At 38.6% G+C, this 24099-nt stretch carries 20 protein-coding genes; 16 read left to right on the plus strand and 4 right to left on the minus strand.

Annotated elements, in window-relative coordinates; all coding sequences use genetic code 11:
- Positions 1-113: 113 nt before the first annotated feature.
- From porK to porN, 4 genes are read left to right on the plus strand one after another with little or no spacing between them, the layout of a single operon-like run.
- Positions 114-1451 (plus strand): T9SS ring complex lipoprotein PorK/GldK, encoded by a 1338-nt coding sequence (porK, locus tag GO621_RS01970; protein ID WP_157563679.1) that lies wholly within the window; start codon positions 114-116, stop codon positions 1449-1451.
- Positions 1452-1501: 50 nt separating this feature from the next.
- Positions 1502-2314 carry a type IX secretion system motor protein PorL/GldL gene (porL, locus tag GO621_RS01975; protein ID WP_157563681.1) on the plus strand — a complete coding sequence of 271 codons (813 nt, stop codon included), beginning with the start codon at positions 1502-1504 and terminating at the stop codon, positions 2312-2314.
- A gap of 53 nt (positions 2315-2367) precedes the next feature.
- Complete coding sequence (porM, locus tag GO621_RS01980) at positions 2368-3903, plus strand: type IX secretion system motor protein PorM/GldM (protein ID WP_157563684.1); 1536 nt, start codon at positions 2368-2370, stop codon at positions 3901-3903.
- A gap of 6 nt (positions 3904-3909) precedes the next feature.
- A complete protein-coding gene (gene porN, locus GO621_RS01985; protein WP_232335568.1) occupies positions 3910-4872 on the plus strand; it encodes a type IX secretion system ring subunit PorN/GldN in 963 nt (320 codons plus the stop codon).
- Positions 4873-4914: 42 nt separating this feature from the next.
- Here the strand turns inward: porN and uvrC are convergent, their stop codons facing one another.
- Genes uvrC through porW form a run of 3 tightly spaced genes read right to left on the minus strand, consistent with a single transcriptional unit; the run spans position 4915 to position 11831 of the window.
- Positions 4915-6735: an excinuclease ABC subunit UvrC gene (gene uvrC / locus GO621_RS01990; protein WP_157563687.1), complete on the minus strand. Its 1821-nt coding sequence runs from the start codon at positions 6733-6735 to the stop codon at positions 4915-4917.
- A 48-nt stretch (positions 6736-6783) separates the two neighbouring features.
- A complete protein-coding gene (locus GO621_RS01995; RefSeq protein ID WP_157563690.1) occupies positions 6784-9030 on the minus strand; it encodes a penicillin-binding protein 1A in 2247 nt (748 codons plus the stop codon).
- Positions 9030-11831: a type IX secretion system periplasmic lipoprotein PorW/SprE gene (porW, locus tag GO621_RS02000; protein WP_198170098.1), complete on the minus strand. Its 2802-nt coding sequence runs from the start codon at positions 11829-11831 to the stop codon at positions 9030-9032. Before porW ends, GO621_RS01995 begins: the two co-directional genes overlap by 1 nt.
- Before the next feature lie 126 nt (positions 11832-11957).
- On the opposite strand from porW, the gene GO621_RS02005 reads away from it, so the two are divergent.
- From GO621_RS02005 to GO621_RS02040, 8 genes are all read left to right on the plus strand, one after another.
- Positions 11958-12143 carry an AtpZ/AtpI family protein gene (locus GO621_RS02005; RefSeq protein ID WP_157563696.1) on the plus strand — a complete coding sequence of 62 codons (186 nt, stop codon included), beginning with the start codon at positions 11958-11960 and terminating at the stop codon, positions 12141-12143.
- A 416-nt stretch (positions 12144-12559) separates the two neighbouring features.
- Entirely contained in the window at positions 12560-13612 is a 1053-nt protein-coding gene (atpB, locus tag GO621_RS02010; RefSeq protein ID WP_317163373.1) for a F0F1 ATP synthase subunit A, read from the plus strand.
- 43 nt (positions 13613-13655) lie between these two features.
- Positions 13656-13862 (plus strand): ATP synthase F0 subunit C, encoded by a 207-nt coding sequence (atpE, locus tag GO621_RS02015; protein ID WP_157563702.1) that lies wholly within the window; start codon positions 13656-13658, stop codon positions 13860-13862.
- Between the two features lie 76 nt (positions 13863-13938).
- Complete coding sequence (gene atpF / locus GO621_RS02020) at positions 13939-14448, plus strand: F0F1 ATP synthase subunit B (RefSeq protein ID WP_157563705.1); 510 nt, start codon at positions 13939-13941, stop codon at positions 14446-14448.
- 54 nt (positions 14449-14502) lie between these two features.
- Positions 14503-15063, plus strand: a complete 561-nt coding sequence (gene atpH / locus GO621_RS02025; RefSeq protein ID WP_157563708.1) for an ATP synthase F1 subunit delta — start codon at positions 14503-14505, stop codon at positions 15061-15063.
- Between the two features lie 123 nt (positions 15064-15186).
- Entirely contained in the window at positions 15187-16761 is a 1575-nt protein-coding gene (gene atpA, locus GO621_RS02030) for a F0F1 ATP synthase subunit alpha (RefSeq protein ID WP_157563711.1), read from the plus strand.
- 100 nt (positions 16762-16861) lie between these two features.
- Complete coding sequence (gene atpG / locus GO621_RS02035; RefSeq protein ID WP_157563714.1) at positions 16862-17746, plus strand: ATP synthase F1 subunit gamma; 885 nt, start codon at positions 16862-16864, stop codon at positions 17744-17746.
- A gap of 176 nt (positions 17747-17922) precedes the next feature.
- On the plus strand, positions 17923-18111 hold the full coding sequence (locus GO621_RS02040) for a hypothetical protein (RefSeq protein ID WP_157563717.1): 189 nt from the start codon (positions 17923-17925) through the stop codon (positions 18109-18111).
- A 33-nt stretch (positions 18112-18144) separates the two neighbouring features.
- On the opposite strand, the gene gldB is transcribed toward GO621_RS02040, so the two are convergent.
- Entirely contained in the window at positions 18145-19191 is a 1047-nt protein-coding gene (gene gldB, locus GO621_RS02045; protein ID WP_157563720.1) for a gliding motility lipoprotein GldB, read from the minus strand.
- A 69-nt stretch (positions 19192-19260) separates the two neighbouring features.
- Between gldB and GO621_RS02050 the strand changes: the two genes are divergently transcribed.
- The 4 genes from GO621_RS02050 to GO621_RS02065 all read left to right on the plus strand — a co-directional run bounded on the left by GO621_RS02050 (position 19261) and on the right by GO621_RS02065 (position 24092).
- On the plus strand, positions 19261-20922 hold the full coding sequence (locus tag GO621_RS02050; RefSeq protein WP_157563723.1) for an NAD+ synthase: 1662 nt from the start codon (positions 19261-19263) through the stop codon (positions 20920-20922).
- 239 nt (positions 20923-21161) lie between these two features.
- On the plus strand, positions 21162-22277 hold the full coding sequence (locus GO621_RS02055; protein WP_157563726.1) for a sensor histidine kinase: 1116 nt from the start codon (positions 21162-21164) through the stop codon (positions 22275-22277).
- A gap of 1 nt (position 22278) precedes the next feature.
- On the plus strand, positions 22279-23013 hold the full coding sequence (locus GO621_RS02060) for a LytR/AlgR family response regulator transcription factor (protein WP_157563729.1): 735 nt from the start codon (positions 22279-22281) through the stop codon (positions 23011-23013).
- 176 nt (positions 23014-23189) lie between these two features.
- On the plus strand, positions 23190-24092 hold the full coding sequence (locus GO621_RS02065; RefSeq protein ID WP_157563733.1) for a DOMON domain-containing protein: 903 nt from the start codon (positions 23190-23192) through the stop codon (positions 24090-24092).
- Positions 24093-24099: the final 7 nt, after the last annotated feature.

Genomic DNA, 24099 nt, shown 5'->3' on the forward strand with positions numbered 1-24099 from the left:
CGATAAAATATATTTTCTTAAGATCAATAAAATGACATCAGCAGAAAATATATTAAATGAAATTGAGTTATTGGATTAATTTAACCGGGTTTGTTTATACTTTGAATGCGAAAATGAAAAACATATATTTTGGGCTATCATTCTTACTAATTGCTGCTTTAAGCAGTTGTATGTCAAGCAGTGACAGGGGAGAGGTAAGAGGTGTTTATAGTAAACCTTTTAAACAGGAACAGCCATATGGAATGGTTTATATTCCTGGTGGCAGCTTTTTGATGGGGCAAACTGACCAGGATGTAACTTTTGCCCAAACCGCACAGAACAAACAGGTAACTGTTCCCCCATTTTTTATGGATGAAACGGAAACAACTAACGCACAATATAAACAGTTTGTTAATACAGTGCGTGATTCTATCGCCATTACTCAATATTTAAACGACGATAAATATTACTTTAAACCAGGCGGTAAAAATGCAAAGCCAGACCCAAGCGGCAAAAAATACATTAACTGGGATTATGTAAAGAAGAATCCTGTTTTTAGTACACGAAAGGGGAAAAATGCCAATGCAGGTAACAATCAGACCAAATTGCAGGGCATGTATTACCAGGGAGATGACCGGATTTTCGACAAGAATGAAATAGATGTACGCCTGTTGAAATATAATTACGCCATTATTCCTTTGCGTGAAGCATCTAATAACCGTTTTGATAAAACAAAAAAGCGTTCTGACATCATTTTTCGTGATACAGTTCCTGTTTACCCAGATACTTTATGTTGGTTAAACGATTTCTCGTACGCTGCTAATGAGCCAATGGTTGAGGGATATTTTTCTCATCCATCTTACGCACAGTATCCGGTAGTTGGGGTTACATGGCGTCAGGTTCGTGCTTATACTGTTTGGCGTTCTCGTTATAATGATGCCTATAAAGATTCGAGAGGTTTACCACACCGTCAACTTTATGCCTTACCCACTGAGGCAGAATTTGAATATGCAGCACGTGGCGGCCGGATAGGAAACGATTACCCTTGGGGCGGCCCATATATTAAAAATTCCAAAGGTTGTTTATTGGCTAATTTTAAACCTGGCCGCGGAGATTATGCGAGTGACGGTGGCGCTTATACCGTAAGTGTTCATTCTTATTTTCCAAATGATTATGGTTTATACAACATGGCCGGAAACGTGGCAGAGTGGACTGCTTCTGCTTATGATGAATCTGCTTCAACATTTGTACATGATATGAGTCCTACTTTTACTTACGAAGCTAAAGCAAGTGATCCGGAAGTGCTTAAACGTAAGGTAGTAAGAGGCGGTTCCTGGAAAGATATCGGTTACTTTCTGCAAAATTCTACCCGTAGTTACGAGTACCAGGATACAGCAAAATCATACATCGGCTTCCGCTGCGTAACACACTTCCTGGGCAGGGACATTCATGATAAGCGCTCTAATTATTAATTGAACTATTATATCATCTACTTTTAAAAACAAAAACTATTAAAACTACTATGGCTGGAAAGAAAAAATTCGACTGGTTGCACACAGCAATTTCATGGGGGGCAAGCGTCGTAATTGTAGGTGCGTTATTTAAAATCCTTCATTTAGGAGGTATTTACGGTAACATTATGATTGGATTAGGGCTTGGCGTTGAAGCATGCTTATTCTTTTTGACGGGCTTTTTTCCACCTGCAAAAGATCCTGCCTGGGAAAGAGTTTACCCGGAACTAAGCGATGACTTTACAGGTGAATTACCTAAAATTTCTGCTCGTCCGGCGCAAGCCATTGCTGCTCAGGTTCAGTCTACTGCTGCTTTAGATAAAATGCTGTCAGATGCTAAAATAGGCCCGGAGTTAATTACAAGTTTAGGCGAAGGATTAAGAACATTTGGTGATAAGGTTTCTTCCATATCCAGAGTTGCCGATGCTGGGGCTGCAACAACAGAGTTTACAACTAAACTAAAAACAGCAGCTTCAAGCTATGATAAGCTAAGCACATCTTTCGAAAAAGCCTCGGCAAATTTAAACGAAATGGCCAATTCTAACATTGATTCTAAAGCGTACCATGATCAGGTAAATAACCTGGCTAAAAATTTATCTGCCTTAAACGCAGTATATGAACTTGAATTACAAGATTCAAGTGCGCACTTGAAATCGATGAACAAGTTTTACCAGAATGTTTCTTTAACCATGCAAAACTTTAACGAATCATTAGATGATTCTAAAGCTTTTAAAGATGAAGTAGGCCGTTTGGCAAAAAATCTGGCTTCTTTAAATAACATTTACGGTAATATGTTATCAGCCATGAACCAGCCACGCCCCTAAGTGAACAATAAATAATATACTACATTATAACAACTTAGATAAAATAATAGCAAATGGCTGGAGGTAAGGAAACGACAAGGCAGCGGATGATCAATATCATGTATTTGGTATTGCTTGCCATGCTAGCCTTGAATGTCTCGGACACAATTTTAAATGCATTTAAAAATATAAACGACAGTTTAAATACTTCTAAAACAAATGTAAACAACAGCGTTACTCAACTATTTACTTCTTTTGAGAATACAAAATTGAAAGAAGAGCCTGCACGGGCAAAACCAATTTATGATAAAGCGGTACAAGCCAGGGCAGTAGCAGATGATTTAAATTCTTATATTGATAAACTTAAAGAACATTTTGTTAAGGAAGGCCAAGGTTATAGCGAAGAATCAGGCGACTTGGTTGAAAGGGCAAACTTAGATATTTCTCCCGGTTATATGGTTAACCAGGGCGAAGGTTTGAAGCTTAAAAACAAGATCAATGAAACGCGTGAGAAATTAATTTCGCTTGTTGACCCGAAAGACCGCCAGGGGTTAACATTTTCATTAGAAGCAAACGATCCTAAAAAAGCAGTGGAAGGAAAACGAAAATGGGAAGAAATTAATTTTGGTGAAGGTACACCGCTTACTGCTGCCATGACAGTTCTTACCAAAATCCAAACAGATACCAAAAATGCGGAATCTGATGTGGTAAAGAAAATTTTTGGAAAAATGGACCAGGCTGTTGTTAACTTAGATCAGTTTTCTGCAGTTGCAGTGGCGCCAAGCAGTTATGTAGTAGCAGGGCAACCTTATACAGCAGAAGTGTTTTTAACAGCTTCAGATTCTAAATCAAATCCGGATATAGCAGTTAACGGAGCTAAATTAGCAACCCAAAACGGCAGAGGGAAATATACGGTTGGAACAAGCCGTGAAGGTGTTTTTACCTGGGTGGGCAGCATCAGGGTAAAGCAAAACGATGGTACTATAAAAGAATACAAAACTGCGCCGCAAACTTATCAGGTAGCACGTCCTTCGGCTGTTGTTTCGCCTGATAAAATGAATGTTTTGTATGTTGGTGTGCCTAACCCTGTTTCGGTTTCTGCACCTGGTATTGCACGGGAAAAACTTCATTTAAGCATTAGCGGCGGTTCTATCAGCGGTTCTGCCGGAAAGTTTGTTGCTACAGTATCCTCACCCGGTACTACGGCTAAAATTACTGTTTCGGGTGAAACCTCTCCCGGTAAAACACAGGTTTTGGGCGTGCAAGAGTTTCGCGTAAAAAGGATCCCAGACCCTAAAGCACAATTTGCAGGTAAAAGTAGCGGCACTACTGCTTCCGGAAATATTAAAGCCCAGGACAAAGTTTTTGCCAAATTAGAAAATTTTGATTTTGATGCTAAATTTAATGTTACACGTTTTTCATTAACGATTATTAAACCCCGTCAGGATGCCATTACCATTTCTGGTTCAGGAAGTGAACTTTCTGGTCCGATGCGTGCTGCACTGGCTACTATTACGCCTGGATCCCGCGTAGTATTTGATAATATTATTGCTGTCGGGCCAGATGGTACCCAGCGTGGTTTAGATCCAATTGTACTTCTTGCTAATTAAAAGGATATGAAAAGGAACTTGGTTATTTTAGTTTTATGCTTCATCTGCATGAGCTCCTACGCACAAACGCGTAAAAGGGCCGCTACCAGAAGAACAGCCACCCGCAAAACTACGGCTGCAAAACAACCAACATCTGCTAAATCGCAGGCATTAGTTGATACAAGTAATATTAAACCTTTTGTTCGGCCGCAGGATGGTTATTATAAACCACAGGATGGCTATTACAAAAAAACCAGTATCCTGAATGCGAAAGTTACGCCTTATCAAACGTTACGCGAAGCTGATGTAGCTTTTGCAAAAAGGGTTTGGCGCGAAATTGATGTTCGCGAACGGATGAACCAATACTTAGCTTCTCCAAAAGCAAGATTGATCGATATTTTAATGGATGCAATTGCCAAAGGCGAATTGAATGCTTATGATCCTTCTCCAAGTAAAAATGACCCGAACGGAGATGAGTTTTCTGCATTATTAAAGCCAGCTCAGGCAATGGCTAAAATGGCCGATAGTGTGATGATTGATAAGTTTGACAAAAACGGTGATAAAATCGGTTCTCAAATGCAAATGGGAGAATTTAATCCGGATAGTGTTGTAAAGTTCAGGATTAAAGAAGATTGGATTTTTGATAAACAACGTTCTGTTTTTGAACCGCGAATTATTGGTATCGCTCCAATGATTAAATCTCATGCTGGCGGATTGAATTTAGATTATCAGCCTGCTTTCTGGATCTATTTTCCTGAAGCAAGAAATATTTTGGTTACCAAAGAAGCCATGAACCGCCATAATGATGCTACCGGTTTAAGTTTTGATGATATTTTTATGAAGCGGATTTTCTCCAGTTATATTGTTAAAGAATCTAACGATAAAGACGAGCGGATTAAGGATTACGCTCAGGGAATTGACAAGCTGTACGAATCAGAAAAGATTAAAAAAGATCTACTGAATTACGAACAGGATTTGTGGGTGTATTAAACACTGATTTTTGCCCGATAAAAGAAGCATTGCCTCGTAAGATTATTCTTGCGGGGCTTTTTCTTGTGCAAAAAAATCGTGAATGGCCAGAGCTTGTTTGCTGTTTACTACTTCCATCAGCATTTCCTGTGTCGCTTCGCGTACTCTTTTTACCGACTTAAAATAGGTAAGCAGTTTAGCTGAAGTGGTTTTACCAATACCCGGAATATTTTCTAACTCGGTAACCAAAGTGCTTTTATTGCGTTTTTTACGGTGTGCCGTAATACCAAAACGGTGTGCCTCATCTCGCAATTGCTGAATGATTTTTAACGTTTCAGATTTTTTATCCAGATACATCGGGTATTGGTCGCCCGGATAATACAGCTCTTCCAAACGTTTTGCAATCCCGATTACAGTTACTTTTTTATCAATATCCAGCTTTTTTAAGCTTTTCATTGCTGATGATAGTTGCCCTTTTCCACCATCAATAATAATCAGTTGCGGCAATTCCTGCTGCTCGTCCAGCATTCTTCTGTATCTGCGAAAAACTGCTTCTTCCATCGTTGCAAAATCATTCGGGCCTTCTACTGTTTTTACGTTGAAAAAACGATAATCTTTTTTAGAAGGTTTGGCATCACGGAAAACTACAATTGCAGAAATTGGGAAAGAACCCTGAAAGTTGGAGTTATCAAAGCATTCAATATGGCGCGGCAACTGGTTCAGGCGTAAATCCTTCATCATTTGTGTAAGCAGCCGGTCGGTCCTTACTTCCGGGTTTAACTTTTCGTACTGATCAATTTTTCCACGCTTAAAAAACTGCACATTTTTTTCAGACAAATCGAGCAACTTTTTCTTTTCGCCTAATTTCGGAACAGTAAAACGAATGGCAGAACCTTCGTCCACATTCATCTCAAAGGGAACAATTACTTCTTTTGATTGACTATTATAACGCGTTCTGAATTCAGAAATAGCAATGCTTAACAATTCTTCATCCGTTTCGTCTAATTGTTTTTTCAGTTCGATAGTTTGTGTTTGAATGATCACGCCGTTCATCACTTTCAGAAAGTTAACAAAAGCATATTTTTCTTCGGAAGCAATGCTGAAAACATCTACATCGGTAATAGAAGAGTTGACTACTGTTGATTTACTCTGGTAATTGTCCAGCAAATCAAACTTCCGTTTTAATTTATGTGCAGTTTCAAAATCCAGATTAATGGCAGCCTGCTCCATTTGCTCTTTCAGTTTTTTTACAACAGCGCCTGTTTTGCCGTTTAAAATATCTTTAATCTCCTCAATGTTGTTCTGATAATCATCTTCGGACTGATACTTCTGGCAAGGCCCTTTGCAATTGCCAAGTTGATATTCCAGGCAAACTTTAAACTTGCCGGCATCAATATTTTGAGGCGTAAGCGCGAGATTGCAGGTGCGGAGCGGGTAAGTTTCTCGGATCAAGTCTAAAATAGTATGCATCATGCTGATAGAAGCATAAGGGCCAAGATATTTAGAACCATCACGAATAATCCTTCTCGTCCAGAAAATTCGTGGAAAATGCTCGTTTTTAATAACTAACCAAGGATATGTTTTATCATCCTTAAGCAGTACGTTATAACGCGGCTGATGCTTTTTAATCAGGCTGTTTTCCAGCAACCAGGCATCAATTTCGGTATCAACAATGGTAAAAGTAATTTTCCTGATCTTGGAAACCAGCATTCTGGTTTTGCCATTAGTGCTTAGAACGTCTTTGTTAAAGTAAGAACTAACCCGGTTTTTAAGGTCCTTGGCTTTGCCAATGTATATAATAATGTTCTCCTCATTCCAGTACTGGTACACGCCCGGTTTATGCGGAATTTCCTTTAAGGCTTCTTTATAATCAAAACTACTCATGCCCGTCTTTGCGCTTGCTTCTTTTATCGGTATAAAATTAGTAAACGCTTAAAAGCCTAATTGTTTATCTACTTCTGTTTTTTGCTGCTGCTGCTGGCTGTAAGCGCCGCAATCCATCGTAATGCTAACACCGTTTTTAGGCGGGTCAAAATCAACATTCTTTTTAATGCCGAGGCTGGAGTTAGCGTAAACTTTCTTCATATATAATGCAAAAATCGGAAGTGCTGTATTAGCGCCTTCACCTAATTCTGTTGTTCGGAAATGGATTTGCATATCTTCGCAACCTGTCCAAACTCCGGTTACCAATTGCGGCGTAATGCCAATAAACCAACCATCGGAATTATTTTGCGTAGTACCGGTTTTGCCACCAATTGGATTGGTTAAACCATATTTACTTCTTAAACGCCAACCAGTTCCTTCCTGAATAACCCCTTTTAGCATGTAGGTCATTACGTAAGCAGTTTGTTCGTCCATGGCTACCACAACTTTGGGTTTACGTTCGTACAGTAAATTGCCGTTTTTATCTTCCACACGTAATAGATAAATTGGTTCCGTCCATGCACCATGATTGGCAAAAACACTGTAAGCACCTGTCATGTCAAAAACAGAAGCATCAAAAGTTCCTAAAACAATGGATGGATAAGGTTGTAAATTCGGACTGTTAACACCCATTTTTTTGATAAGGTTAACAACTGGTACTGCTGTAACCTGGCTCATAACATTAGCTGCAATCCAGTTGTGGGAGATAGCCAAAGCTTTACGCAGGCTTAAAGAACTGTAAACATTATCTTTTGGAGGTGAATAGGGAGTCCAGGCCTTACCATCCGTAACTATAGTAACAGGTTCTACCGGAAGTTCCATACAAGGCGACATGCCATTTGCTATCGCAACCGCATAAGTAAAAGGTTTAGCGGTAGAACCAATCTGCCGAGTTCCCATTTTTACCTGATCGTATTTAAAATGCTCGAAATCATCACCTCCAACCCAGGCTTTGATATAGCCTGTTGTTGGATCCATAGACATCATCGCATTGCGTAAAATTAATTTGGTATAAACGATAGAGTCAATCGGTTTCATCGTGGTATCAATGCTTCCTTTCCAGGTAAAAAGGTTCATTCTTTGCGGCGTATTAAAATCCGTTCTGATTTCTTCGTCTGATGCACCGTCCTGTTTCAACATCCGGTAACGGTCAGAAAGCCGCATACCTTTATCCAGAATAGCTTTAAAATCAGGAATGGATTTCCATAAACTTCTGCCTCTCCAATGCGCGTTAAACTGGTTCTGCAAATCGCGCATGTATTCTCTTTGCGCTTGCTCTGCGTAATCCTGCATTTGGTAGTTAATAGTAGTATAAACCCTTAAACCATCGCGATCGAGATCATAAGGAGTTCCATCAGCTTTTGTGATAGATAAATCATTAAACGTTTTCTGGATATCTTTTTTAAGTACAGCCCTAAAATAAGTTGCCAGGCCGTCGTTCTGATCAATCGGATTAAAATGCAGTCCCAAGGGCTTTGCTTTTTCTTCTTCGGCCTGGCCTTCACTTAAAAAATTCTCATCCGCCATTCTTTTCAAAACGAAGTTTCTCCGGTTAATGGCATTGTCCGGATGATTGATCGGCGAATAAATGCCAGGGCCATTTACCATCCCTATCAAAAGCGCTGCCTGATTTGGTGTAAGTTTATCAGGCGTAACATTAAAATAAGTGCGTGCGGCAGATTTGATACCGAAAGTATTATAAGCGCCAAAATCAACGGTGTTTAAATACATCGTCAGGATTTCTTCCTTCGTGTAATTACGTTCGATTTTAACAGCAGTAATCCATTCCTGTAGTTTCTGAATGATCCGTTTAAAAGGATTATGCGCACGTTCAGAAAATAAATTGAGCGCTAACTGCTGGGTTATAGTACTTCCGCCTTGTTTTTTGCCGATGAGATTATAAAAGATAATTGAAAAAACACGACGAAAATCAATCCCGGAATGATCGTAAAAACGAGTGTCTTCTGTGGCAATAAGTGCATGAACTACATTCGGAGATAATTGATCATAAGTTACGTTAGAGCGGTTCTGAACATAATAAGTGCCTAATGTTTTTTTATCTTCTGATAAAATTTCACTGGCTAAATTACTTTTTGGATTTTCCAGATCGCGGAAAGAAGGCAGTTTGCCAAATAACTGAAAGGCAACTGCCGTAAAAAGCAGAACAAAAAAGAAAAATACGCCTGCTACCAGCTTCCAGAAATTGATGTTGTATTGTCGAAAATCTTGTTTTGGTTGTTCCTTCTTAGTTCTCATCAGAGATAATTAGCTTGATAAAACTCAAAATAGCTGTCTAACAATTTTGAGTCGGCTAATTTATCCAGATTTTTCCGGCTGATAATAAAGAAATTATATTTCTCTGCCGGAACTTTCATTATTTGTGGCAAAAGCGGTACAATTTTATGCGCATATTCTTTCACTTCACCCAAAGAATAAAAACGGCCGGTATAAATTAATTGATTGCTTTGTCCGATTTCCTTCAACTGGTGTTTAATAGGAGCGTCAGGATAATTGGCACGGTTAAACTGGCCAATACCAAAACGCGAAGGCGCCAGGTTATAAATTCCGTTTACGTTAATTACAAAATAAAGCTCAGTGCTATCTGCAAGCGTAAAAATTTTAGATGCTTCTTTTACCGTACTTTTTTTGGTGTTTTTAGGAAGAGAAATATTCAGCTTATTGTTTAAACCAACAGGCGCAGTGTTGGCAATAACCAAACTGTTTTTAGGCGCTGATAAAACTGGAGGAGCAGCAGGCTGAACAGGAGTAGCAACAGGCGCAGGATTTGACGCAACATTTTGCTGCTGCTGAAAACGCTCTTGTGAAAATGGAATATCATTAGGGTCGCTATCCATCAAAGCAAAAGGCCGGGCCGATATAACTGCTTCGTTTGCAGCAATAAAAAGTAAGTGCTGTTTAACTAATGGCGTAATTAAACGGTCATCCGGGTATTGTGCTGCAATTTGCTCTAATTCCTGCTTAAAAGGTTCCAGTTTTTGCTGATGTCCTAATGCAACGGTTTTTAAATAAGCCAATTGTGGTGCTAATTTATTTTGCGAATTGATTTTTAAAGCAGAATCTGTTTGGGCGATTACCTGATCGTATTGTCTTTTCCGGTAAAAATCATAAACAGTGTTATAAAAATCATTTTGCTGTGCATCTTCCGAAAGCATCTTTTTACCATATTCCGGGTCGAGAATAATTCTGGCATACTGCGTTTGCGGATAGTTTTTTAGCAACAGGTTTTTGTATTTTTCGGCCTGCGGTTCATTGTGCTCGTCGGTGTACAACCGGTAAAGGCTATAATAAATAACAGGCAAGTTTGGGTTATCCGGAAAGCGGTTCAGCAAATATTCGTAAGTGTTGATTGATTCTTTTTGATCGCCCAAAATATCTTTGTAAAAACCGGCAATATCAGCATAAGCATTAAAAATAATCTGGTTTGACTGCGCTAACATTGCAGGTGTTAACGGAATACTTCGTACTAACTCCTGCTTGTAATTTCCGGCACCTGGAGTTGCTAACTGCGTTGTTTGTACGTTTTGAACAGCATCGGGATCATTAACTGCATTTGGATTGCTGGTTATCGTAGCAACTGTGCGTGTACTGATCCGCCAGTTATCTTCCAGCCTGCGTTTTCCCCAAACCTGAAGAAAGCTAACTAAACCCTGGTTAACTGCTTCGGGATTGTAAAAATAAAAGGAACTGGAACTTCTGCCTGAACTGTTAATCACATTGCCGCTGTTGATAGTTGGATTAACGGTAACCGGAGCGGCTTGCTGTTGCAGCACCTGCTGATCTACCAATAAATTGATGCGTGCCGTTCTGTCGGCTTCGTTTAATTTAGCCAAAGCTTGCAAAGTATCCTGCTGCCTGATTGTTTGATAACGGCTGGCAAGCAACTGTAAGTTATTAGCTTTTTTAAGGATTTGCTGATAGACGGGATAAGCTGGCGACAGGTTTAACAAAGTGCTGTCGTAATACTTTTTTGCCTGGATATAATCTGTTTTGTATTTAAAGTTGATGTCGGCCAGGCGAAGGTACGAGAGCCCTTTTTGTTTCTGATTTTTAGTGCTGTTTTTAACCGACAATTTATAGTTAGTAACAGCAAGATCAATTTTTTGCGATGCCAGCGCTGTTTCTCCAATCTGGAAATAAATCTGATCAACAAAATCAATATTCTTATCGTCTTTTAATAAAGTGCGTAAACGTGTAATACGGTCTGTTGGCTGTCCGTCCTGCTTTTCTTCAATCCGTAAACTGTTTAGGGTTGCATTAAAAGCAAGCTCAAAAGAAGCATTGCTGTGTACTACGCGCGAATAAGTTTTGTAAGCATCGGCCGGTTTTTTATTGGCTTCCTGCAATTGCGCTAAAATGAAAGTCCAGCGGATGCGTTGTTTTTTATCTTTTGCCAGATCAACGGCTTGTACAGCCAGTTTTTCTGCCTGTTCATAATTCCCCTGGTCAATGTTAAATTGTAAGTCGGCACCTGTTATATCTTCTGCCGATTCTTTTTTGGCATCAAAAACCTGCCGTGCGGTGTCCAACACTGCTGATGCTTGTTTTACCTGGTTCAGTTTCATTAAAGAACGTGCTTTCCAGGCCAATGCTGTTCTGCCTAATTCTTTATTTTCAGGGAAAGAGCGTACCACGTAATCAAAAAATTCAACTGCATTAAAATAATCACTGCCGAGGTAATTGGCTTGTCCTAATAAAAAATAAGCATCGCCCAAATAATGGCTTTGGTCTTTTAAACTGATGATAGCGTTTGCCCTTGTTGTAACCGCTTCCAGATCTTTGCTTCCTGCTGCTGTTTTGGCAATGGTATCCTGGTAAACGCTCAAAATTTCAGAAAAATCATCTACATAAACCTGCGCCATCAATTCTTCTTTTTGCAGGATAATTTGCCGGGCATTAAACAAAATGTTGTAATGGGCAGTCAGGTTTTGCATGCTGCGGTTAAAGCCGCTTTCTTTTTCTAACGAGCAGCCTGCAACCACCAATAAAAAAAACAGGGGTAAAAGAAGTATTTTACTAAGACTGAAAGATCGGATCAAACTGGTTTGCTATTAAAATATTATCAGAAGCATTAGTATATAATTAACCAAATGCCAAATTACAAACTAAAATTCATTTTGGTTGCCTAATTTTGGATCCACAAAACCTAACGATAAACCAACTCCATGAATAATTATATCAAGTACAGCGGTCTGGGGTTTCAAATGATTATTATTATCGGTGTGTTTTCATTTGCAGGATATAAAATTGATTCAGCTTTACACCATCAAACGCAATGGGTTACTGCTGTGTTATCTTTAGTTGGCGTATTTGTTTCATTATACATCATCTTAAAATCTTTAAAAGATTGAAGCTTTTAAACTTTATTTATAGTTACTTTTTTGCCATGTTGCTGATAGCATTGCCTCCCGTGGCATACGTATTTTTTTATAAAGGGTTAGGCCTGGTGCCGCTTTTTTGGCCTATGTTTTTCATGTTTGCGCTGCTTACATTTCTGGTGTGCTTTTTTACGCTGGCAACCAACCGCAAAGACGCCCAAAAATCCATTCAGGTGTTTATGGCAGCGAGCATTATTAAGCTACTGGTTTGTTTGTTTTTTGTGTTGATTTACGTGTACCAATATCAGGTAAACCATGTGCTTTTTATAGGATGTTTTTTTTATTTATATTTATTAAATACAGCCTTTGAAATTTATGCATTGTTGTGTAACTTGCGCCTCCAAAATCAAAAGTAAAAATCGCGATAATTAATGGATTTAAGCACTATTTTGAACTCAAAAAAAATTAAGTTAGGTTTCTTTTTTGCTGCTTTTTCTATGTTTTTTGTAGTTAAAGCATTCGCAAGCCAAGACAGTTCAGGACAGCAAAATGCAGAAAATGGAAAGCAAGAAGCTTTTAATCCAACTCCCGCTATTTTAGAGCATATCGGCGATTCGCACTACTGGCATTTATGGAACGAAACTTCTATTCCGCTTCCTATTATTTTATTTACAGATCAAGGCCTCGAAACATTTTCTTCTATACGTTTTAACCGCGGCCGCGATGCTTATGAAGGCAAATATCATACCTACAAATTAGTTGAAGATAAGATTAAAGTTGTAGACAAATCTGGCAATGTAGATAAAGCAACCTCTAAAAAAATTTACGATTTTTCTGTAACTAAAAATGTTATTGCGCTTTGGGTTGCATGTTTGCTGCTGATGGTTATCTTTTTTAGTGTTGCGGCAACTTATAAAAAAACAGTTGGCAAAGCGCCAAAAGGTTTCCAGTCTTTAATGGAGCCTGTAATTGTTTTTGTAAGAGATGAAATTGCGCGCCCCAATATTGGTTATAAGTATCAGCGTTACATGCCTCTTTTATTGACCATTTTCTTTTTTATATGGATCAACAATATGCTCGGCCTGATTCCTGCCGGAGCAAATACCACAGGTAATGTGTTAGTTACTTTTGTATTGGCAACTATTGTTTTAATAGCTGTAAACGTAAGTGCGAATAAATACTATTGGAAACATATTTTTTTTCCGGATGTGCCGCTTTGGTTATATCCGATCATGATCCCTGTGGAGTTAATTGGTATTATATCAAGGCCTTTTGCATTGATGATCCGTTTGTATGCCAACATTTCTGCTGGCCACATTATTGTTTTAAGTTTAATATCCCTTATTTTTATTTTTAAATCGTTTTTAGTAGCACCTGTTTCTATTGCATTTGTACTGTTTATGTATGTGCTGGAATTGCTGGTAGCTTTTTTACAGGCTTTTATTTTTACTATGTTAACCGCTTTGTTTATTGGTACAGCGGTAGAAGAGCATCATCACTAAGTATTTCAATTTTATATTATATTTAACTTTAAATTTTAACAACATGACTGGAAGTATTGCTGCATTAGGTGCAGGTTTAGCAGTTATCGGTGCTGGTATTGGTATCGGACAAGTAGGTGGCAAAGCAATGGAAGGTATTGCACGCCAGCCGGAAGCTGCTTCAAAAATTCAAACTGCTATGATTATTGCAGCGGCCTTAGTTGAAGGTGTTGCTTTATTTGGTGTGGTTGTAGCTTTATTAGGCAAATAATTGCCTTAAAAGTTGTGTTTGCAGCGGTTGGCGGCAAACACAACTTCTATCATGAATTTTAGTTGATAAAAACAGTATGGAAGAGTTATTTGACGGTTTATTAAATGATCGGCTGGGTTTTGTAGTTTGGGCAGCAGTTGCATTTTTAATATTATTGGTATTGTTGGGTAAGTTTGCTTGGAAGCCAATAATGGGCGCAATTTACGAACGCGAAAGGTCTATTGAAGACGCACTGCTTAAAGCAGAAGCAGCTAAAGAAGAAATGACACGTTTAACTACTGAAAATGAATCTTTGCTAAAACAGGCCCGTGCAGAACGCGACCAAATTTTAAAAGAAGCCAAACAGGTGAAAGATCATATAATTGGCGAAGCAAAAGCTGCTGCACAGGCAGAAGGCAACAAAATAATTGAAAAGGCCAAAATGGAAATTAACAACCAAAAAGCTATTGCCATGGCGGATGTTAAAAACCAGATTGCTACTCTTTCTGTAGATATTGCCGAAAAAATATTACGCAAACAATTTGCCGATCAGCAAAAACAAAACGAATTGGTAACAGACCTTTTAAAAGAGGTGAAGCTTAACTGATTGTTAGTTACAACAAAAGAAATAATATAACGGTAAATTATACCTTCATAAATAATGTCTGAGTTTAAAGTAGCCACAAGATATGCCAAATCCCTGATCGACCTTGCAGAGGAACAAAACCTGCTGGAAGAGATTAAAACAGATATGGCATTGTTTGTACAAGCCTTAAAAAGCAATAGTACGCTTAATGCTGTTTTACGCAACCCGATAGTTTCCCCTTTAAAAAAAGTGGCCATTTTAGTTGCTATTTTTTCCGGAAAAGTACAGCCAGCAACCTTAGAGTTTTTTAAGATCATGGTGAACAAAATGCGTTCAGAAATTTTGTTTGAAACTGCAAAAGAGTTTGTGGAACAATACAATCTTAAAAAAAATATTGTAAAAGCAGTAATCGTTTCTGCTGTTCCTTTATCAGAAAGTAACCGTAACGAAGCGATGGAAGTTGTTAGAAAAGCTACGGCAGGCGAAGTGCTTTTAGAAGAAAAAATAGATCCGAAATTAATCGGCGGGTTTATATTAACCGTTGGCGACCGTCAGTTTGATACCAGTATTTCCAGTACTTTAAGTAAGCTTAAAAAGGATTTCGATCAAAAATCAGTTACAGAACTGGTTAAATAATTTTTTTACTTCTTTAGGATAACCAAAGGAGTAAAGAAAAATATAGGGTAAAAGAAGTATGCCCGTGAAGGGTTACTTTAAGAAATAGAACTAATTATAAAGAAGTTAAAATAAATTCAAAAAATGGTAGATGTAAGACCAGACGAAGTTTCGGCCATCCTGCGTCAGCAATTGGCAGGATTTAAGTCAGAATCCGAGTTAGAAGAAGTTGGTACTGTATTACAGATCGGCGATGGTATTGCCCGTGTTTACGGCTTAACCCAGGTGCAGTCTGGTGAATTGGTTGAATTTGAAAATGGATTGCAAGGTATCGTATTAAACCTGGAAGAAGATAACGTAGGTGTGGTTTTATTAGGGCCTTACGATGAAGTAAAAGAAGGCGACACCGTTCACAGAACTAAAAAAATCGCCTCTATTCAGGTAGGTGACGGAATGTTAGGCCGTGTAGTAAATACATTAGGCCAGCCTATTGACGGTAAAGGGCCAATTGCCGGTAAAACCTATGAAATGCCTTTGGAGCGTAAAGCACCAGGCGTTATTTACCGTCAGCCAGTAACAGAGCCTCTACAAACTGGAATCAAAGCAATTGATGCAATGATCCCGATTGGCCGCGGCCAACGTGAATTGGTTATTGGCGACAGGCAAACTGGTAAAACAGCAGTATGTATTGATACCATCATCAACCAAAAAGAATTTTATGAAGCCGGTCAGCCCGTATATTGTATTTATGTAGCCTGCGGACAAAAAAATTCTACTGTTGCTAATATCGTAAGGGTACTGGAAGAAAATGGTGCAATGCCTTATAGTATTGTAGTTGCCGCTTCTGCTGCAGACCCTGCGCCGATGCAGTTTTTTGCTCCTTTTGCCGGTGCAGCTATTGGCGAGTTTTTCCGTGATACCGGCCGTCCGGCATTAATTGTTTATGATGATCTTTCTAAACAGGCAGTAGCTTACCGCGAGGTTTCTTTGCTGTTGCGCCGTCCGCCAGGCCGTGAGGCTTATCCTGGAGATGTATTTTATCTGCACTCCCGTTTGCTGGAACGTGCTGCAAAAATTAACGCGAACGATGCGATTGCCAAAGCCATGAATGATTTGCCTGAATCAATCAGGAGTATTGTAAAAGGCGGCGGTTCTTTAACAGCTTTGCCGATTATTGAAACACAGGCCGGAGACGTTTCTGCTTATATCCCAACCAATGTAATTTCTATTACAGATGGCCAGATTTTCCTGGAATCTAATTTGTTTAATGCCGGTGTTCGTCCTGCCATCAACGTAGGTATTTCTGTATCTCGGGTAGGAGGTAACGCACAAATTAAATCCATGAAAAAAGTGGCTGGTACTTTAAAGTTAGACCAGGCCCAATACCGCGAGTTGGAAGCTTTCTCCAAGTTTGGTTCTGACCTGGATGCAGCTACTAAAACCGTGTTAGATAAAGGTTCCCGTAACGTAGAAATATTAAAGCAAGCTCAGTTTGCACCGGTTCCGGTAGAAAAACAAGTAGCTATTATTTATCTGGGTACTAAAAACCTGATGCGTAACGTGCCGGTAAACCGGGTAAGAGAGTTTGAAGCAGAATTTACCAGCCAGTTAGAATTACGCCATCCGGAAGTATTAGCTGCTTTAAAAGCAGGTAAATTAGATGATGCTACAACCAGCGTGCTCGAAACTGTAGCAAAAGAACTGTCTGCTAATTATTAATTTAGAAGTATCAAGTATAAAGTATCAGGTAGCAAGCAATTAGTTCTAATAGAAATATATAGTCTGAATACTTGCTACTGAATACTCACTACTCTATAGAATGGCCAATTTAAAAGAAGTAAGAAACCGGATTACGTCCGTATCATCAACGCAGCAAATTACCAAAGCCATGAAAATGGTTTCGGCAGCCAAACTAAAGCGTGCAACTAATGCCATTGTGCAAATGCGCCCTTATGCGGATAAGCTGAACGAAATCCTGGCTAATCTTTCTGCAACTTTAGAGGATGCTGCATCTCCTTATATGCAGGTACGCGAACCTGTTCGTGTACTCATTGTAACTGTTACTTCTAACCGGGGTTTGGCTGGTGCATTTAATGCCAACGTAATTAAAGCAGCCAACAATTTAGTGGCCGAAAAATATGCAGGGCAATTAAGGGCTAATAATGTTTTTGTAGTAGCCATCGGCAAAAAAGCGCAGGAATATTATGAGCGTAGAAAGTATAAGGTAATTGGCAATAATAATGAACTGTTTAGCGAACTGAATTTTGAGAACGCTTCTGTAATTACAGAAGCAATTATGCAAGGTTTTAGAAACGGGGATTATGACCGCGTAGAACTGGTTTACAATCATTTCAGGAATGCTGCCGTACAATATATTGTTACCGAACAATTGTTGCCTGTAGCTAAACCTGATAAAAAAGAGGCGGTAAAAACAGCACAGGTAGATTATATCCTGGAACCTTCTCAGAAAGAAATTGTAACAGAACTTATCCCTAAAAACATCAAAGTACAATTGTACAAGGCTGTTTTGGATTCTCATGCTTCAGAGCATGGTGCCAGGATGACAGCAATGGATAAAGCAACTGAAAATGCCGGAGATTTGTTAAAAGCGTTAAAACTTTCGTACAACCAGGCGCGTCAAGCTGCTATTACAACCGAGCTGACCGAAATTGTTAGTGGTGCGGCAGCCTTATCTAACGGCTAATAATACGCTCCTGTTATAAGCTTAAAAAACCCGGTTTAGCCGGGTTTTTTGTTTGATGCTTCTTTTACGGCATGTTTTTGATCAAATGCAAAATCAAAATTTTGCAAAAACCTGTTTTCTGTTTTTCACTTTCAGCAAAATGCTTACTTTTGAAAGCAAATTAATTGTATTTAAACATGAATAAATCGGCTACAGCAAACGATACACGGAATTATATTATCTTAACAATCAGTATTTTTATTGGACTTTTTGGGGTGTATTTCCGTTTTTTAGGTGATGGTTTTTTCTATAATACTGTTTCTAATGTCATTTTGATTGTTGGTATCATCGTTTGTTTGCGCATGGTTTTTACCATATTAAAATAAATGCTTCTTTTACCGCCTAAAAAACAGTAACGTTTATTTAGGCCGGTATTTAGAACGGTCCAATATTTTCTGTTCGTCCCGATCAGCCATTAACTCCTGTAAAGATACTTTCGGGTTTTTATCCATGTATTGTTTTACAATCTGCCAACCAGTCCAAACTGCTAGTTTTGGTGCCGAATTATTATGATCGCCCAAACCTGGCGTAAAAGGTGCTTCTGTTAAATATTTCTGAATTTTCTGGTAATCACTTTCATAAAGTAAATTGTCCTCCAGAAAATATCCCCATAAATTTGCTTCGTTGTCTTTGCACCATTTTAACTGCTGATTCGTATAACCAATCTTAGTAGAATCAGGCACATCAGGCAGTATCTGGTCCATAAAATACATCATTTTGCCATTATAAACCATTCTCGAAAGCAGTGTTTTGTCGTCATCTGCATTTTCTTCAAACATATCTTCCCGTGCAATACTTTCAATTACACGCGGAACCATATTGTCCGGCGTAAAGCGGCGTGAAATATAATGCGGAAATTCTTCAATCAAGGCAGGATAAAATTTAGAATCAGCACCTAGAAAAAGGTCTAAACCAATGGCAAAATAGTTATTTCCGATAGAGCTTTGTGCCTGAAAACCAGAAAAATAAGCATAAACACGCGGTAATTTTTTCTGCGGATAATAATATTTAATGTGCTTAAAAGCATCAGTCAGTTCGGCTTCCTGTTTATCTAAATTTGGGTAAACAGAATCAACCTCATGCTTTAAATCAGCATAAGATTTAGCTTTAAAAACCATTCTTAAATTAGCGAAATAAGCGGTATCATTTGTAGTTCCGGCATTTAAAATCCGCTCTATAAAATCATTATAAAAAATGCCGTAATGCTGTTGCAATTGCCGGGCTTTAGTTTGATAATTACTGGTTCTAAACCCGTCAAAATCATGGTCAAAGCGTTCAATTTTTACGTTGAGGTCAATGCCGCTGACATCAATTTTATCTTTTCTTTTACAGGAAGCAAGGAAAACACAAATCAGAAAAAATAGATAGATTTGTTTTTTCAGGGTTTGAGAAACAGTTAGGCTCATATCGAACGAAAATAAATTTTTTAATCTGTAATACGCTATAATTGCTGTTACAGATACATTTTTTACTTTATGAAAATTGCTTTAGCACAGCTTAATTACCATATAGGTAATTTTGAAGCCAATACCAATAAAATAATTTCGACGATAAAAGAAGCACAGGCAAACGCAGCAGATTTGGTTGTTTTTGCAGAATTATGTATCAGCGGTTATCCTGCACGTGATTTTCTGGAATTTACCGAGTTTATTGCTTTATGCGATGCTTCGGCAAAGCAAATTGCATCAGTTTGTCAAGATATAGCATGTATTATCGGTTTGCCAACTGTAAATTCTTCTCCCGAAGGAAAAGACCTTTACAATTCTGCTTATTTCCTTGAAAATGGTACGGTAAAAGCAGTAGCAAACAAAGCACTGCTGCCCAATTATGATGTGTTTGACGAGTACCGCTACTTTGAACCCGCAACTGATTTCCATTGCATTGATTTTAAAGGCCAGCGTATTGCGTTAACTATTTGTGAGGATTTGTGGAACAACATCGATGATCCGTTGTACCGGACACGGCCGATGGATGTTTTGATTCAGCAGCGGCCTGATCTGATGATTAACATTGCAGCTTCGCCTTTTGCTGTAAACCACGATCAGGAGCGGATGGAGGTGTTAAGTTACAACGCCAAAAAATACCATCTGCCATTGTTGTACGTAAACCATATAGGCGCACAAACCGAACTGATTTTTGATGGTGGCTCGATGGTTTATGATGCAAAAGGACAAATTGTAGATGAACTGGATTATTTTAAAGAACAGGTTGCTTACTACAACATCGAAAAAATAGGGGTAAAAGAAGTATCCATCCAAGGTGAAAAACCGTTTACGCCGGATGTATCAAGAATGGCTAAGATTGAACAAATTCACCAGGCTTTGATTTTGGGAATTCGTGACTATTTTAAAAAATCCGGTTTTACAAAAGCTACGCTTGGGCTTTCCGGTGGGATAGATTCTGCCTTGGTTTGCGTATTGGCTTGCGGAGCATTAGGCGCAGAAAACGTAATGGCTGTGTTGCTGCCTTCGGCTTATTCTTCCGATCATTCCATCAAGGATGCAGAAGATTTGGTAAAAAACTTAGGTTGTATGAGCCAGACTGTAGCCATAAAAGCAATTACAAATTCTTTTGAAAATGCTTTAGAACCACAATTTGCCGGTTTGCCTTTTAACATTGCGGAAGAAAATATCCAGTCGCGCAGCCGTGCTGTTATTTTAATGGCGATGTGCAACAAATTCGGCTACATCTTATTAAACACTTCCAACAAAAGTGAAGCTGCCGTTGGTTACGGAACTTTATATGGCGATATGTGCGGCGGAATTTCTGTTTTAGGCGATGTTTATAAAACGCAGGTTTACGAACTGGCGAATCACATCAACCGTGAAAAAGAAATTATCCCTCAAAATTCTATAGTAAAACCACCATCAGCAGAATTACGTCCCGGACAAAAAGATTCTGATTCTTTGCCTGAGTACGACGTACTGGATAGGATTTTAAAAGAATATATCGAATTCCGGAAATCATCTACCAGTATTATTGCTGCCGGTTTTGAAGAAGCTGTAGTGCGAAAAGTAATTCGTTTGGTTAATATATCAGAACATAAACGTTACCAAACGCCACCAATTTTACGTGTTTCTGCCAAGGCATTTGGTATGGGTAGAAGGATGCCGATTGTTGGAAAGTATTTATCGTAAGAAATTTTAGTTGATTTAAGCTATAATTTAGACAAAAAAGATAGGCCGTTTGACCCAATAAAGTCTCCTGTTGAACACTTCCCGTAACTGATGTTTCCCGCTTCGTTTGGTACCTGCTTTTTAACTTTTGATGCGAATGATTATCCTTTATCGCAAAAAAATCAGGACTGGTCTAATATTATCCATCGTTTATCTCATATTTAAAATTAGGGTTAAGTATTCACTTACCTTTATTTTCGATGGCACTTAAAAGATTTTATTCCGGCAAAATTCAGCATCCTGCAATTCACATATTCTTTTGGGTGCTTGTTATCATTTCGCCTTATTTGTTTCGTAACCCAAATACTTACCAAGGCATTAGCCCGTGGCAGTATAAACTCATTATTAACAACATATTACTGGCAACCTGCTTTTATTTCAATGCTTATTTATTGTATCCTCAGCTTTATAAGCAAAAAAAACTATTTCTGTATGTACTATCTCTTGTTTTTACTGTGGCAGTTGTGATGTACTTCTCGCGTTTGATCGATCAGTTGCTTTTTCCCTTTACGCGGGCAGGCTTCCATCATTTTGGAAAGGAAAACAGCCATAATTTACCCGGGGGAAGATTTCATTTCCGGCCAGAACATAGTGGGTTTGACCGGGGATGGTTCGGCTGGTATTTTACCAATATGATTACCTACCTTTTTATTATGGGCATAAGCTTTAGTTACCGGATCATCATCGATAATGCCAAGCAGGAAAAAACCAGAAAAGAAAAGGAGAATGAGAACCTGAAAACAGAGCTCAGTTTTCTGCGCTCGCAGGTAAGTCCGCATTTTATGTTCAACACGCTGAACACCTTGGTACTTTTCGCACGTAAAAAATCTGATATGTTGGAGCCTTCCCTCATAGAATTATCTAAATTAATGCGATATATGCTGTATGAGAATGATGAGGAACGTGTTCTGTTATCCAGAGAGGTGGAATATTTAAAAAGTTATATTTCGTTGCAAATGCTGCGTTTTGAAGATGACCTGAGATTAAATTTTGATACTCCAGACCGGCTCGACACTTATTACATTGAGCCAATGCTATTGACGCCGTTTGTAGAGAATGCCTTTAAACATGGCGTAGGAATGGTTAAAGGCCCTCAAATTAAAATTACGCTATCTGTAAATGAGATTACTGGCTGGCTCTCTTTCGAGGTAATAAATACGATTGCACCGCCACAAGATACAAAAGATAGTAGTTCCGGAATAGGTTTGACTAATGTACGCCGGAGGCTTGATTTACTCTATCCCAATAACTATAACTTGAGTATAAGTGAGAAGGATGAAATGCATATAGCTCGTTTAAAACTTAAACTAAAATGAAATGATACGCTGTTTATTAATCGACGACGAGAAGTTTGCATTGGAACTTATGGAAGATAATATCCAGAAAGTGCCGTTTATCCAGTTGATGGGTAAATGTAAAAATGCAATGGAGGCGATGGATTTTTTGCAAAGAGAACAAGTTGACCTTATTTTTTTGGACGTGCAGATGCCAGGTATCTCAGGCATTCAATTTTTAAACAGCTTAACCAATCCGCCGCTGGTTATTTTGGTAACGGCTTATAATCATTACGCTATAGATGGTTTTAATTTAGATGTGTTAGATTATCTGCTTAAACCAGTTGCATTTGAACGCTTTTTAAAGGCCGTGAACAAAGCCCATGAACTGATGAGTTTGCGTCAGCAGCAAAAAGGTTTTCCTCCTGTAAAAACCCCTGCTGAGCCTGATTACCTTTTTGTTAATGCCGATTATTCTGTAGTGCGTATAAATATACCGGAAATTCTTTATGTGGAGGGTTTAAAGGACTACATCAAGATCTATCTGGAGAATTCGCCAAAACCAATCATCACCCGGTTGAGCATGCGTTTTATGGAAGAAAAATTACCGGTGGAAAGGTTTGCAAGGGTACATAAATCGTTCATTATTTCGCTGGATAAAGTTAGCGCATTTAAAAAAAACCGTATCATGATCAAGGAGATAGAAATACCTGTAAGTGATAACTATAAAGATAAAATATTGGCTTACATTGGGCATCAGGAGCCCAAAAATGATTAAGATATGGTTTGAATTTTTAGTTGAAATATCATGATGCTTCTTTTATCACCTAAATATTATCAAGGTTCTAAACAATAAAAATAACTTCCGGACCGCATATTTTTAGGCGATAAAAGAAGTATAAAATAATCGGACAAAATTAAAATAAGCCCTAAATAAAATTAAAACTCTGACAAATGAATACTAATGCTCAAGTGTTTATCAAAACCATTTTAAGTATAGTTCTTAGCGCAGGTCTAATCATACACAGTAAGGCGCAAAATGTGCAGCAAGGCAGTATATGGGCGCCGGCTAATATAAAAATCGATGCCAAACTTAATGAATGGAACAACTCGCTACAGGCCAATAATAAAACTACCAATTTATATTATACTATTGCCAATGATGATAAGAACCTTTATCTGGCGGTAAAATCAACCGACCAAAATAACAGTAATAAAATAGCGGGTGGTGGCATCACTTTTACAGTAAATACATCCGGAAAGAAAAAAGATAAGGACGCGTTTGTTATCTTTTTCCCGGTGGTAAACAGAGCAAGTATGCCTAATCAGTTCAGGCAGCGGGGAGGTGGTGGCAATGGGCAACCGCAAATGCCGGATTCGGTTCGTGTAGCTAACATGCGGAACCAGTTATTAGCAAGCGCGAAAGAAATCACTATAAAAGGTTTTAAAGATATTCCTGACAGCGTAATTGCCATCTATAACGAATACGGTATAAAAGCAGCTGTAGGTTATGATAATAACGGAAGCTTTATTTACGAGTTAGCGCTGCCCTTAAAAGAACTTGGATTATCAACCGGAAGCACAAAAGAACTTGCATATAATATAAAGGTAAACGGAATACAGTTTTACCGCGGTAACCGTGACAATAATGACGGCAATCCTCAAACAGCTGCAGGCAATAACGGCGGGCGTACTGCCCGTGGTGGCGGAGATGGTTTTGGTGGAGGAGGTTTTGGCGGCGGACGTAGCGGAGCCGGTGGACGATTTGGTGGTGGCAATTTGGGTGGAATGAACATGCAGGATATGATGAGCCCTACTGACTTCTGGGGTAAATATACATTGGCTAAAAGCAAATAATTTAATA

The sequence above is a fragment of the Mucilaginibacter arboris genome (assembly GCF_009754915.1).
Lineage (GTDB): Bacteria > Bacteroidota > Bacteroidia > Sphingobacteriales > Sphingobacteriaceae > Mucilaginibacter_A > Mucilaginibacter_A arboris.

Bases quoted from the DNA above. Each gene is read 5' to 3' on its own strand.
- porK (WP_157563679.1), top strand. From the start codon at position 114: ATGAAAAACATATATTTTGGGCTATCATTCTTACTAATTGCTGCTTTA.
- porL (WP_157563681.1), top strand. From the start codon at position 1,502: ATGGCTGGAAAGAAAAAATTCGACTGGTTGCACACAGCAATTTCATGG.
- porM (WP_157563684.1), top strand. From the start codon at position 2,368: ATGGCTGGAGGTAAGGAAACGACAAGGCAGCGGATGATCAATATCATG.
- porN (WP_232335568.1), top strand. From the start codon at position 3,910: ATGAAAAGGAACTTGGTTATTTTAGTTTTATGCTTCATCTGCATGAGC.
- uvrC (WP_157563687.1), bottom strand. From the start codon at position 6,735: ATGAGTAGTTTTGATTATAAAGAAGCCTTAAAGGAAATTCCGCATAAA.
- GO621_RS01995 (WP_157563690.1), bottom strand. From the start codon at position 9,030: ATGAGAACTAAGAAGGAACAACCAAAACAAGATTTTCGACAATACAAC.
- GO621_RS02005 (WP_157563696.1), top strand. From the start codon at position 11,958: ATGAATAATTATATCAAGTACAGCGGTCTGGGGTTTCAAATGATTATT.
- atpE (WP_157563702.1), top strand. From the start codon at position 13,656: ATGACTGGAAGTATTGCTGCATTAGGTGCAGGTTTAGCAGTTATCGGT.
- atpF (WP_157563705.1), top strand. From the start codon at position 13,939: ATGGAAGAGTTATTTGACGGTTTATTAAATGATCGGCTGGGTTTTGTA.
- atpH (WP_157563708.1), top strand. From the start codon at position 14,503: ATGTCTGAGTTTAAAGTAGCCACAAGATATGCCAAATCCCTGATCGAC.
- atpA (WP_157563711.1), top strand. From the start codon at position 15,187: ATGGTAGATGTAAGACCAGACGAAGTTTCGGCCATCCTGCGTCAGCAA.
- atpG (WP_157563714.1), top strand. From the start codon at position 16,862: ATGGCCAATTTAAAAGAAGTAAGAAACCGGATTACGTCCGTATCATCA.
- GO621_RS02040 (WP_157563717.1), top strand. From the start codon at position 17,923: ATGAATAAATCGGCTACAGCAAACGATACACGGAATTATATTATCTTA.
- gldB (WP_157563720.1), bottom strand. From the start codon at position 19,191: ATGAGCCTAACTGTTTCTCAAACCCTGAAAAAACAAATCTATCTATTT.
- GO621_RS02050 (WP_157563723.1), top strand. From the start codon at position 19,261: ATGAAAATTGCTTTAGCACAGCTTAATTACCATATAGGTAATTTTGAA.
- GO621_RS02055 (WP_157563726.1), top strand. From the start codon at position 21,162: ATGGCACTTAAAAGATTTTATTCCGGCAAAATTCAGCATCCTGCAATT.
- GO621_RS02060 (WP_157563729.1), top strand. From the start codon at position 22,279: ATGATACGCTGTTTATTAATCGACGACGAGAAGTTTGCATTGGAACTT.
- GO621_RS02065 (WP_157563733.1), top strand. From the start codon at position 23,190: ATGAATACTAATGCTCAAGTGTTTATCAAAACCATTTTAAGTATAGTT.